Here is a 12,794-nt window from a genome sequence, read left to right on the forward strand (position 1 = left end):
TCAATCTGTTAACATCTGTAAAACCGCTACAGATTGGCCTCTGCAAAGGAGGCCAGCCGGCTGCGAACCACCCCATTGAGGTTAATCGTGGTACTGCCTTCGAAGTTTTTAAAACGCTCCACAATATAAGTCAGACCCGAAGTCACCGCAGTCAGGTAGTTACTATCAATTTGCGACAGGTTCCCGGAACAAATCAGTTTGGTGCCTTCGCCACAGCGGGTGATGATGGTTTTCAGCTGCGCCGCGGACAGGTTCTGACATTCATCCAGCAACACGATAGCGTGCTGAATGCTGCGACCCCGCATAAAATTGACCGACTTAAACTGAATGTTGGCCTTATCCATGATGTAGTTGACGCTGGAGTGTGGGTGCTCGTCGGTTTTATGCAGCACTTCCAGCGAATCGGTAATAGCTGCCAGCCATGGCGCCATTTTCTCTTCTTCAGTGCCTGGTAAAAAACCAATCGATTCAGCGATTTCCGGTGTGTTGCGCGTCACGATCACTTTGTCATACATGCCGCGTTCAATCACCAGTTCCAACGCAGCCGCCAGCGCCAGCAGGGTTTTGCCACAGCCGGCCGGCCCGGTCAGGATCACCAAATCCATATCCGGGTCCAGTAAGGCGTTCAGCGCCATCGCCTGATAAATGTTTTTCGGGTGAATGCCCCAAGCGTGGCGGTGCATCATCCGCTCAAACCCCAGGTCCAACACTTTAATTTGTTGATCGTTGATCGACACCACACGGCCGGCAAATGTTTCGTGCTCATCCACCAGATATTCATTGATGTAGGCATTGGGTAATAATGTGCGTGGCAAATAGTGGTAGGTGTCGCGGCCTTCGTTTTCACTGCGGCAATCTTTGACCTGACTCCAGAAATCACCGGCAAACTTAAAATAACCTTTATACAAAAACCGCACGTCATCGATCAGCTGGTCAGTGCGATAGTCTTCGACCAGTTTTAAGCCGGCGCCTTTGGCTTTGAGACGCATATTGATGTCTTTGGTCACCAGGATCACTTTGACCGGTGCTTTTTCACGCTGTAAAAACAACGCCGTATTGATGATCAGGTGGTCGTTTTCACCGCCCGGCAAGCCGGGGATCTGGTCGCTGATATGATGGTCATTGACGATGAATAAATGACCACTGGCTTTATCATCGGTATGTTGCGGTAATTTCACGCCCTGTAGCATTTGCTCCGGGGTTGCATCCTTCAGCACGTCCTCCAGTGCGCGGATCGCCACACGAGCTTCGCGGCTGACATCTTTGTGTTTGTCTTTGATATGGTCTAATTCTTCTAACACAGTCATCGGGATGACCACATCATGTTCCTGAAAATTTAAGAAGGCGAAGGGTTCATGCAGCAGGATATTGGTATCGAGGACGTAGATTTTTATGTCTTTACTTCTTCTTCGCGCCATATGCAGCTCCTTAGCAGCGGATGAAAAAACCCGGCGGGTTCTTATGTAATTTAGATCAAGAATCCTTGTACCGGATGACAATCTCATGACGATACAACGCTTTTCATTTGTGACTCAGACGGTGCAGAAAAATTCCCGGCCAGGCGGATGCAGTTTGTCCGGATTTTCAGTACCATAGCGCCCCCTTTGCAGAGTGACCCGGATAATGATGAAATTTGCCCTTGGACAACGCTGGATCAGCGACGCGGAATCGGACTTAGGTTTAGGCACCGTTGTCGGTATTGATGGCCGGATGGTGACCATGTTGTTCCCCGCCAGTGGCGAAACCAGGCTGTATGCCATGAGCGAAGCGCCGCTGACCCGCGTACAGTTTAATCCGGGTGATACGGTGAAAAGTGCGCAGGAATTCAGTCTCGTCATCGAACGGATTGAAGAAGTGAATCAAACGCTGGTTTACCATGGTGAGCGCACTGACACCGGTGAAGCGGTTAGTCTGCGCGAAACCTTTCTCGACCATTTCATCAGTTTCAGTTCGCCACAGGACCGGCTGTTTACTGGTCAGATTGACCGCTTTGACTGGTTCACGCTGCGTTACCACAGCTGGCAACATCTGCATCAGCAACAACAAAATCCGCAACGCGGTCTGGTCGGCGGCCGTTTAAGCCTGATCCCGCATCAATTGCATATCGCCAATGAAGTGTCGCAGCGTCATGCACCACGGGTGTTACTGTCAGACGAAGTAGGCCTCGGCAAAACCATCGAAGCTGGCCTTATCATCCACCAGCAACTGCTGTCGGGCCTTGCCAGCCGTGTATTGATAGTCGTGCCGGAATCGCTGCAACATCAGTGGCTGGTTGAAATGCTACGGCGCTTTAATCTGAAGTTTGCCATTTTTGATGACGAACGCCTGACAGAAGCCACCGCCGACGGTGGCAATCCATTTGAAACCGAACAGCTGGTACTGCTGAGCCTCGACTTTCTGACGCGGAAAAAAGCCGCCTTTGAAGCGGCCGCTGAAACACACTGGGATTTGCTGGTCGTTGACGAAGCGCATCACCTGACCTGGAGTGAAGCAGCAGCGAGCACCGAATATCAGCGCATTGAAACGCTGGCCCAAGACACTCCGGGCGTGATTCTGCTGACGGCAACACCGGATCAGCTGGGTCATCAGAGTCATTTTGCCCGGCTGCGTCTGCTCGATCCCAACCGTTTTTATGATTACCAGGCCTTTGTCGCAGAAGAACAGCAATATAAAGCGATTGCGACATTGGCGCGTGCACTACAGCAGGAAGCGCCATTATCGGGTGACACTGCCGCGCAGCTGCAACAGTTGTTACAGGAAACCGATATCAGCGCGCACTTGTCGCTGCTTAAATCTGCGGACACCGGCAGCGAGCGCGATGCCGCCATCGATGCGCTATTGAGTCTGTTGCTGGACCACCACGGCACCGGCCGCATCCTGTTTCGCAACACCCGCGCCGCTATTGCCGGTTTCCCGCAGCGTCAGCCACAGTTCATTGGCTTGCCGCTGCCGGAGCAATATCAGAATGCCATCAAAGTGCAGCTCAGTTTTATGGCCAACCAGACCGACGAATTCAAAGCGAAAACGCTGTTGTTCCCCGAGCGGATTTACCAGGAATTTGAAGGCAGTAAAACCAGCTGGTGGCAGTTTGACCCGCGTGTTGAAGCGGTGATTGCACTGATTAAACAACACAAATACAAAAAGTTTCTGGTGATTTGTGCCCATGCCGACATCGCCATTGCACTGGAAGAAGCGATGCGGGTGAAAGAAGGCATCCGCGCTGCAGTATTCCACGAAGGCATGTCGATTTTTGACCGCGATAAAGCGGCCGCATATTTTGCGCAAGATGATCAAAGTGCGCAGGCGCTGATCTGCTCGGAAATCGGCTCCGAAGGCCGCAACTTCCAGTTTGCCCACCACTTAGTGTTGTTTGATCTGCCGTTGAACCCTGATTTGTTGGAACAACGGATCGGCCGGCTCGACCGGATTGGTCAGACGCAGGATATCCAAATCCATCTGCCGTATTTCATCGACCAACCGCAGCAAGTGTTACTGGACTGGTATCACCAGGGTTTAGGCGCGTTTGATGCGACCTGCCAGACCGGTGGCGCCGTCTATCAACAGATGCGTGAACGGCTGTTACCACTGTTGGCGCAATCAACGCCAGATCCGGCAGCAGTCAGCAACCTGCTGGCAGATAGTCGTGAGATGAACTTACAGCTGAAACAACAGCTGGAACAAGGCCGGGACCAACTGCTGGAACTGAACTCCAGTGGCCGCGGCCAGGCGCAACAGTTAGTCGAACAAGTCCGCTTACAGGACGACGCCACTATTCTGCCGCTGTATATGCTCAAAGCCTGGGATTTGCTCGGTGTACAGCAGGATGACCGCAGTGACACCAGCATTGTGCTGACGCCTTCAGAGCATCTGCAAGGTCATTACCCGATGCTGGACGAAGATGGCATTACCGTCACTTTTGATCGGGCCACAGCACTGGCGCAGGAAGATATTCAGTTCCTGAGCTGGGATCACCCGATGGTTCAGGGCACTTTGGATATTGTCACACAAGACACGATGGGCAACAGCGCGGCCGCATTGCTGCATAACAAGCAACTTCCGGCAGCGACATTTTTTGTCGAATGTATTTATCTGGTCGAAGCGTCTGCACCGGCGGAACTGCAACTGGGGCGCTATCTGCCACCCACACCCATTCGCTTGTTGCTGGAAAAAACCGGCAAGAATCTGGCGCCGAATGTGCCGTTTGACAACTTTAACCGTCAGCTCAAACCGGTCGGCCGCCAAACTGCCAGTAAACTGGTCGGCGCGCTGCAAAGCACAATCCACCCGCTGCTGGCCAAAGCCGAAGCCTATGCCGATGTGCAGTTAAAACAACTGCAACAAGAAGCTTTGCGCAATATGCATAACCAGTTGCAGGCGCAACAAGACCGGTTACAGGCGCTGGCAAAAATCAACCCGCTGGTACGGCCGGAAGAAATTGCCCACCTCGCGGATAAACAACAGCAGCTGGATCAATACATTGGTAAAGCACGTCTGCGCTTTGATGCGATCCGCGTCATCGTCGTCAGTCACGATTAGGCCACACGGACATGTTGCTGGAGTACCGGCCGCCGCAAACACCTTATCTGGACATCCTGTATCAGGATGAGGCGCTGCTGGTCCTGAATAAACCCAGCGGCTTGTTGTCAGTACCCGGCAAAGCGCTGGAACATCAGGATAGTTTGCAGTTGCGCGTGCAACGGGTGTTCCCGACGGCACGTACAGTACACCGGCTCGATATGGCCACATCCGGTTTGTTAGTGATGGCGCTGACTCTGGATGCGCAACGCGAGCTGAACTGGCAGTTTGAGCGTCGGCAAACGCAAAAACATTATATTGCCAGACTCGAAGGCCGGTTACAGACGCAGGCCGGCACCGTTGACCTGCCGCTGATTTGTGACTGGCCAAACCGGCCAAAACAAATGGTTTGTTTCAGCCGGGGCAAACCAGCCCAGACTCTATTTGAAAACATCGGTTATGAAGAGAACGCCACGCGCGTGCGACTGACGCCGGTCACCGGCCGCTCGCACCAACTGCGGGTACATATGCAGTGGTTGGGGCATCCGATTTGTGGTGACAAATTTTATGGCTCGGCGCCGGACGAAAAAACTGAACGTTTACAGCTGCATGCAGCAATGCTGGGGCTACGCCATCCGCTGACAGGCCAATGGCTGGAGTTTCGGTCACCGGCACCATTCTGAATACAAAGTACCCAAGTGTTAACCGCAGATTCATCTTCAGCGGTTAGCATGACCCCGCTGACGCGTGTTGCGCTGACAACAAAGAGATGTTTTTGTTCAGCAAAACAACAGTAAATTTGTTTAATCTAAACAAATCAAATAAAATTAGCGCGTTGGAAAAACCCCTAAGGAGATATGGATGAAACTGAAAACTAGCGCAATTGCCGTTCTGGCAGCTTTACCCCTGATGACTGCTGTAGCATCAGCCGCCCCTACTGCTGCTGAATTACAAGATCGGGTTTACGGTTCTGTGTTCTGGGAGCACTACGCACCGGACAACGACAAAACTAAATCATTAGACTGGAAAGGTCAGAACAACGGCAACGGCACTGGCCTGAACATCGGTTACCGTATCAGCGAAAGCTGGGGCATCCGCGCAGAATATGTTCGCCAGGATCTGGAATCAGAATTCTCTGACGCCGATATCAAAGGCAACCGCGTTGGTATGGACCTGGTTTACCACGTTGACAGCCTGCCGCTGTACTTCGTGGGTGGTATCAAAAACTACACCACTGGCCGTTCAGCATCTGCTGCCAACATCGGTATGGGTGTGAACATGTTCGTCACTGACGAAGTTGCTTTCTTCGTTGAAGCAAACCGTTACCAGGGTATCAGCAAAGCGTTTGGCGATCATGGCGTGAAAGTAGGTCTGACCTACAACTTCGGCGCTGCTCCTGCCGCAGAACCAGCACCTGCGCCAGAGCCAGCTCCAGCGCCAGCACCGGTCATTGGTGATGCCGATCAGGACGGTGTAACAGACGATAAAGATCAGTGCGCTAACACGCCAATCACTGACAAAGTAGACACTGTCGGTTGTTCAATCTTCACTGAAAACTCAGTCAGCATCGCGCTGAATGCTCAGTTTGATAACGACTCTTCTGTCGTGAAAGAGCAATACCATGCAGAGATCGAAAAACTGGCAACCTTCCTGAAACGCTTCCCGAACACTGATGTAGAAATCGGTGGTCATGCGTCTAACGTTGGTACTCCGGCTTACAACCTGGCGCTGTCACAACGTCGTGCTGACGCCATTGCAGACGTTCTGGTCAGCAACTACGGCATCGAACGCAGCCGCGTGAAAGCAGTTGGTTACGGTATCACCAAACCAAAAGCTGCAGGCAGCTCAAAAGCCGCTCATGCAATCAACCGTCGTATCGAAGCGACTGTGACTGCATCTGTGAAAGAAGCCGTACAACGTTAATTCGTTTTACTGCTGACAAAGCCACCTTCGGGTGGCTTTGTTTTTTCTGCCAGCACTATAGTGCGGCGAAATGTGGCCGATACTGACATTAATCTCAAGTCCGGCGGAATTTACGATGTTGCGAGCCTTCTCCTGTTTTTCCCTGAGTATCCTGCTGTTATGTCTGCCATTTCTGCTCAAAGCGGAGGCTGCGTTATGGGATGAACAACAAACTGCCGCAGATTTACAACGCCAGCTTGCCACCAAACAAATCAATGCGCTGAAATCCGACCAACAATCCTTTTTAACTTTACAACGCACGGCGATGACACCTTTTGTCAAAGGCACTGTGATCTTAGTCCCTGACTGGTCGCAGCATGCCGCCAGTCCACGGGCTGTTGAGTACCTGAGAAACTACTTGATTGATTTTGGCTGGAATACGATGGCGATGATGGTACCGCCTGGCGTGAGTGACCCCAGTATGGAAAACCTGCAGGCCTACCAGCTACAACTGCTGGAACGACTCAAAGTGGTCATGCAGGAGGCCGAAGCTAAACCCGGCACTATCGTCGTGATCGGCCTCGGTCACAGCGGCGCCTTGTTGAACAATCTGTACAAAAATGAAGAACTTAGTCCGCCACAGGCATTAGTGTTAATCGGTGCCGCGATGCAGGACGTCGCGTTAAATGAACAAGTTGCAGAGGCAATCAGTCAGCACAAAGTGCCGACACTGGATTTATTACCACAAATCGACAATGGTTTCGCCCGCAACAGTGGAGCCCTTCGCTTGCAGCTGGTACGCAAACATATCAAAGAAATTTACCGGCAACGGCTGTTGCCGGGCTCTGTGGAACAGGATCACCCTTGGCTCGGCGGGGAGATCCTCGGTTGGCTGCGTTACATCGGCTATTAACAGATGTCGGCTAACTATTTTCAAAACGCTTTATTTGCTGGCAGATTCTGGCACACAGCATCCTAATTCTTGCTGATCGTTGCCTTGAATCCATACAACACAAGCATCGCCTGTCACCGAAACGGTGGTTCAGCAAATGCCAAATGCAAATTACCTGACCGCCCGGTAAACTGAGAATAATTCAGTGATCAAAGGAATATCAATGTCTCCGGTTTTGACTACCATCGGCTTGCTGGTTCTGAGCAATATCTTCATGACATTTGCCTGGTATGGCCATCTGAAACACCTGAAATCATCCGCATTGCTAACCGCCATTCTGGTGTCTTGGGGCATTGCGTTTTTTGAGTACATGCTGATGGTGCCGGCGAACCGCATTGGTTCGCAGGTACTGAGTCTGGCGCAGTTAAAAATTTTGCAGGAAGTGATCACGCTCGCGGTGTTTATCCCGTTTGCCGTGTTGTATATGAAAGAGCCGTTTAAGCTGAATTATGTTTATGCCGGGGTTTGTCTGCTGGGCGCGGTATATTTTATGTTTTATTACAAAAGCTGAGCCGGCCAGGCTCAGCTGCGATGTTGTTTTAACAGCTCGTATGCCGCCTGGATTTGCTGAGTTTTCTGATTGGCCAGCTCCAGCATTTCTTTCGGCAAGCCTTGTGACATCAGTTTGTCCGGATGATGCTGTGACATTTGTTTTTTATAAGCTTTTTTCAGTTCGGCCTCACTACAGTCCGGCGCAACACCTAACAGTTGATAAGCATCGGCCAGCGCATCGGCGGCAGGCGCTTGCTGGGTAGGCCGCCGCGAAAAACGTGATTCAGCTTCGTATCTGCCGAGCAGATATTGTAAACGGGTGTTCGAAATCGCCAGTGCTGCAGCCACTTGTTGCAGCAGTTTCAGTTCGATATCACTTAACCGGCCATCGACATAAGCCACTGAAATCTGGATCTCCAGAAACATCTGCAGCAAATCAGGTCGCCAGCGATATGCCTGACGCAACGACTGCAACTGCTGTTGCAATGGAAACTGACTATCTTTGCCTTCACGAAAAGCCCGCTGTGCTTCCTGCTGTTGCTGCGGTCCTAACCCCAGCTGTTGCATAAACGCCACCGCTTTGTCGATGTGCGCCGTGGTGACAACGCCATCAGCTTTCGCCAGATGCCCCATCACCGCAAAAGTGCTGAACATAAACAAGCCTTGCGCTTCGCTCTGATCGCGTTTGAAGCCATTGAATCCACCGGCTTGCTCAAACTGCTGGCGCATACTGCGGTCAAACCAATGGCCAATAAAAATGCCGATAATCAGGCCCGGAATTTTAAACATCGCCAGGCCAAACAAACCGCCCAGTAATTTACCCCACATATTCAGCTCCTGCTGCGAAAATGAAAATCAGCCTCTGCCAGACGCTGTGGTGTGCCAATGTCGGCCCAATAACCCTGATACAACTCGGCGGTGATCTCGCCACGCTGCATCGCAGCCCGTAAAAACGGCGCCAGTTTTTGTGCACCCGGTGGTACATCATGGAAAAACTCCGGCCGGTACAGCGCAATACCACTAAAAGTATATTTAACCGGACCGTCGACGCAGGCGTAATCTTGCTGCAGCGCAAAGTCGCCTTGCGGATGCTGTGGCGGATTGGGCACCAGCACCAGATGCGCCATTTTATCCGGCGCTAACGCATGCAGCAGTCGGCTAAATGGGAAATCAGTCAATACATCGCCATTCACCACCAGAAACGGCGCATCCCCCAGCAGCGGTAACGCCAAGCGGATCCCACCTGCCGTTTCCAGCCCGGTCTCACCTTCTGGCGAATAAACAATATCAAGGCCAAACTGCCGGCCATCACCAAGCCTGGCTTCGATTTTTTTGCCAAGCCAGGCATGATTAATCACCACCGATTGAATTCCGGCATGGCTCAGCGCCAGCAGATGATGTTCAATCAATGGCCGGTCGCCTACCGGCAACAGCGGCTTTGGCAAGTGATCGGTTAAAGGCCGCATCCGCTCGCCACGGCCGGCAGCCAGAATCATTGCGCGCATGCACTGACCTCAGCAAACCGCGCTAGCACGACTGAGTCAAACCACTGGCTAAATTCGGTCAGTTCCGGATAAATAGCTGCAATATCGCGAACATAACCAACCACTCGTGGCAAATCGGCCAGATAACCGGCTTTGCCATCACGATGGTAGAGGCGCGCAAAAATACCACAAACTTTCAGGTGACGTTGCAGGCCGGTCCAGTCAAACGCCCGGCGAAATTGCACCAGCGAGTAGTCGGCGCTCACGCGGTTGTGTTGCTGTAACAGCAGATAAAACTCATCACGCAGGGACGCCACCAATGCATCCGGCCAGCGCAGATAACAATCCCGTAGTAGAGACACGGCGTCATAGCAAACAGGACCGACAACGGCGTCCTGAAAATCAATCACCGCCAGCGATTGATCGGGCTGGATCATCAGATTGCGGCTATGAAAATCGCGGTGCATGCCCGCTTGCGGTTGCGCCAGTACTTCATCCGCGATCCGTTCAAAAGTACTGTTTAGCATCTGGCTGGTTGTAGCATCCAGCGTGATTTGCAAATGTACCGGTAAAAACCAGTCGAGGAAAATTTGCAGTTCCCGCAACACAAAGGCGCGGTCAAATTGTGGCAACGGGCCTTGCGAGGTGGCCGTGACTGTCTGCATCATGGGTAATAACCGCAACGCCTGACGATACCAGTCAGTTGCATTTTGTGCATTCAGGCTAAATTGCAATAAGTCATCGCCCAGATCCTGCAATAACACCAGGCCGGCAGCCGGATCCGAAGTCAGTACCGCCGGCACTTGCAGACCGGCAGCAGCCAATGCATTTGCCACAGCCATGAAGCGCTGACTATCTTCCAACGCCGGCGGCGCATCCATTAATACCCAATGTGCGGTATCATTTAGTACGCGGAAATAACGCCGGAAACTGGCGTCGCCACTGATCGCGTGAAACTGTATAGGGCTGTCAGCCTGATACTGCTGTAAAAAATTCTGAATTTGTGACAACCTTTCCGCCACCTGAGCACTCCAAACCGGGCAAAAGCCGCACTATAACGGATTAGCCGAGCGGCGAAAATTGATTTATCATACAGGCCCTCTTTTTGCACACAGGTCAGCTGTGGCCTGATGGAACAGAGCAACTTTTTGGAACGCCGGATGAAATACCATGCCTTGTACCTGCTGATGTTCGGACTTCCGGGTCTGGCGCTTGCTGCTGAGCCGGTCAGGCAATGTTACCCTACACTGACGTTGCCCGAGCGGCTGGCGCAACTGGATAAAAATGATAACAACCTGCGGATATTTTCCGGCAAAGTCAGACTGAACGATAACCAAAGTGCTGTATTCAGTGACGGTGTCGAGCTGACGCACCGCGATACCTTATTAAGCGCGCCCAGTGCGACTTTTTCCAAAGCTGAGCAACATATGTTCGCTGACGGCGGCATTAGTTATTACAGCCCACAACTCAAAGTCAGTAGCAGTTCGTTCAGTGCGCGTGTCAACGACAACAATGCCACCATGACCGATGCCGACTACCGCTTTATCAGCCAGGCTGGCCGGGGTTATGCAAAGGAAATGCAGGCGTCCAGCGAACAGGTCACCTTAAAAGAAGCCAGCTTTACCACCTGTCCGGATGGCGACAACGGCTGGGCACTGGAAGCTGAAGATATCCAGCTCAATGCCGATGATGGCTGGGGCGAAGCCTGGAATTCGGTGGTCAAAATCAAAGGCGTGCCGGTGTTGTATTTGCCATATATGACCTTCCCGGTCAGTAATCAGCGCAAATCTGGTCTGTTAATTCCGAAGTTTGGCAGCTCGCAAAAACTGGGCGTGGATTTACAGCTGCCGTATTATCTGAATCTGGCCGACAACTACGACGCCACCATCACGCCACGCTACATGAGCGAACGTGGCACTCAACTGAAAACCGAGTTCCGCTATCTGACAGCACAGGACAGCGGCAAACTACAGCTGGAATTTTTGCCGGATGACCAGGATAAACCCGCCGGTTTTGGCAGTCGTTACCTGAGCCATGTCGAACATCGTTCTGATTTTGCCGATAATTGGCGCGCGCAGGTCGACTTTACCGATGTCAGCGATGATGGTTATTTAAGTGAACTTGGCTCCGATTTTAATAATCAGAGCGATACGCAGCTAAATCGTCAAGCAAGCCTGAGTTATTTTGGTGCAGACGTGCGTTCAGATATCAGATTGCAAGGCTTTGAAATTTTGGGTAATTATGCTGATACATACTCCTACGCGGCGCTGCCGCAATGGGATTTACAATCAGCACGCCCGCTACAACTGCCCGCCGGCGTTGAATTCAGCTGGCACAGTCAGTATTCCCATTTTGCCAATGACAACGCGCCGATTAAACAAGCCGATCGGTTGCATCTGGAACCCACATTACGGTTGCCTTATGTGACGCCGGCCTATGAGCTACAGCTCGAAACCGGTCTGATGTCGACGTTTTACCAGCAAAAACGCCGCACCGATCTGGCCACATTACCGCCAGAACTGGCATTGGTGGCTGAAGATACCGAACGGCATCTGCCGAAAGTACAGCTGAACGGTAAACTGAATTTTGAACGTGACGCGCGTTGGTTTGGTCAGTCGTCGTTACAGACGCTGGAACCACAAATCCAGTACCTGTACATCCCATACCGTGACCAGAGCCAAATCTGGCAATACGATACGGCACGGCTGCAAGATGACTACTACGGGTTGTTCCGGCAAAACCGTTTCTCCGGCCTGGATCGGATCAACGATTCGAACCAGCTGACGCTCGGTGCGACGACGCGGATCTATGACGAATTTGATACTGAGCGTTTCCGTTTCAGCCTCGGCCAAATCCTGTTTCTGGCAACGCCGGATGGGAAAAATCTCGACAACAATCAACCGATCGCTGCCACCGAATCGATCTTTGCTGCTGAATCTGTGCTGCATTTTCAGCAACGCTGGTTTTTAAACAACGGCGTACAGTATGATTCGAAAACTAAGCGGGTGATTAAAAGTAACGTGTCGCTGGATTACCGTGCTGATGATAAAAATCTGCTGCAGTTGAACCATCGCTACAGCCGCTATGTCTCAGGCAACGAGATTGAGCAGTTAGGTGCCTTGGGTACCATGCCGCTGAATAATCAATGGCAGCTGGTTGGCAGCTATTATCGCGATTTACACAATGACCGGATGATTGAAGCCAACGTCGGATTGCAGTATGAATCCTGCTGCTGGGCAGTCCGGCTGATCGCCCGCCGGCAAATTGAGACCAATCTGGATTTGCCGATCAACAATATCAACTCCCCGTTCAAACTCGACAGCGGCATTGCGTTGCAGTTTGTGTTAAAAGGGTTTGGGGATAGTGCCGGTTTTAACGTGTCGGACATGCTGTCCACTGGGGTCTTTGGTTATCGCCGTCCCTATTTATTAAATAATTAGACTGGAAAA

General features: G+C 51.8%; 10 protein-coding genes. 6 read left to right on the top strand and 4 right to left on the bottom strand.

The window, feature by feature from the left end:
• Positions 1 to 26: 26 nt before the first annotated feature.
• Positions 27 to 1,418, bottom strand: a complete 1,392-nt coding sequence (locus ATY27_RS18290; RefSeq protein WP_208932049.1) for a PhoH family protein — start codon at positions 1,416 to 1,418, stop codon at positions 27 to 29.
• A 205-nt stretch (positions 1,419 to 1,623) separates the two neighbouring features.
• On the opposite strand from ATY27_RS18290, the gene rapA reads away from it, so the two are divergent.
• The 5 genes from rapA (at position 1,624) to ATY27_RS18315 (ending at position 7,880) form a co-directional block, all read left to right on the top strand.
• On the top strand, positions 1,624 to 4,536 hold the full coding sequence (rapA, locus tag ATY27_RS18295) for an RNA polymerase-associated protein RapA (protein WP_208932050.1): 2,913 nt from the start codon (positions 1,624 to 1,626) through the stop codon (positions 4,534 to 4,536).
• 11 nt (positions 4,537 to 4,547) lie between these two features.
• Positions 4,548 to 5,198 carry a bifunctional tRNA pseudouridine(32) synthase/23S rRNA pseudouridine(746) synthase RluA gene (gene rluA / locus ATY27_RS18300; protein WP_208932051.1) on the top strand — a complete coding sequence of 217 codons (651 nt, stop codon included), beginning with the start codon at positions 4,548 to 4,550 and terminating at the stop codon, positions 5,196 to 5,198.
• Positions 5,199 to 5,376: 178 nt separating this feature from the next.
• Positions 5,377 to 6,438 (top strand): OmpA family protein, encoded by a 1,062-nt coding sequence (locus ATY27_RS18305; protein WP_208932052.1) that lies wholly within the window; start codon positions 5,377 to 5,379, stop codon positions 6,436 to 6,438.
• A 115-nt stretch (positions 6,439 to 6,553) separates the two neighbouring features.
• Positions 6,554 to 7,330: a DUF3530 family protein gene (locus ATY27_RS18310; protein WP_208932053.1), complete on the top strand. Its 777-nt coding sequence runs from the start codon at positions 6,554 to 6,556 to the stop codon at positions 7,328 to 7,330.
• Positions 7,331 to 7,532: 202 nt separating this feature from the next.
• Positions 7,533 to 7,880, top strand: a complete 348-nt coding sequence (locus ATY27_RS18315) for a DMT family protein (RefSeq protein WP_208932054.1) — start codon at positions 7,533 to 7,535, stop codon at positions 7,878 to 7,880.
• 11 nt (positions 7,881 to 7,891) lie between these two features.
• On the opposite strand, the gene djlA is transcribed toward ATY27_RS18315, so the two are convergent.
• Genes djlA through ATY27_RS18330 form a run of 3 tightly spaced genes read right to left on the bottom strand, consistent with a single transcriptional unit; the run spans position 7,892 to position 10,367 of the window.
• Positions 7,892 to 8,689, bottom strand: a complete 798-nt coding sequence (gene djlA, locus ATY27_RS18320; protein ID WP_208932055.1) for a co-chaperone DjlA — start codon at positions 8,687 to 8,689, stop codon at positions 7,892 to 7,894.
• 2 nt (positions 8,690 to 8,691) lie between these two features.
• Positions 8,692 to 9,366: an N-acetylmuramate alpha-1-phosphate uridylyltransferase MurU gene (gene murU, locus ATY27_RS18325; RefSeq protein ID WP_208932056.1), complete on the bottom strand. Its 675-nt coding sequence runs from the start codon at positions 9,364 to 9,366 to the stop codon at positions 8,692 to 8,694.
• Positions 9,354 to 10,367, bottom strand: a complete 1,014-nt coding sequence (locus tag ATY27_RS18330) for a phosphotransferase (protein ID WP_208932057.1) — start codon at positions 10,365 to 10,367, stop codon at positions 9,354 to 9,356. The genes murU and ATY27_RS18330 overlap by 13 nt, the downstream gene beginning before the upstream one ends.
• A gap of 108 nt (positions 10,368 to 10,475) precedes the next feature.
• Here ATY27_RS18330 and lptD point away from each other — a divergent pair, with 108 nt between their 5' ends.
• Positions 10,476 to 12,785, top strand: a complete 2,310-nt coding sequence (gene lptD / locus ATY27_RS18335; protein ID WP_244151363.1) for an LPS assembly protein LptD — start codon at positions 10,476 to 10,478, stop codon at positions 12,783 to 12,785.
• The last annotated feature ends 9 nt before the right edge of the window (positions 12,786 to 12,794 follow it).

It is taken from the genome of Rheinheimera sp. F8 (assembly GCF_001518915.1).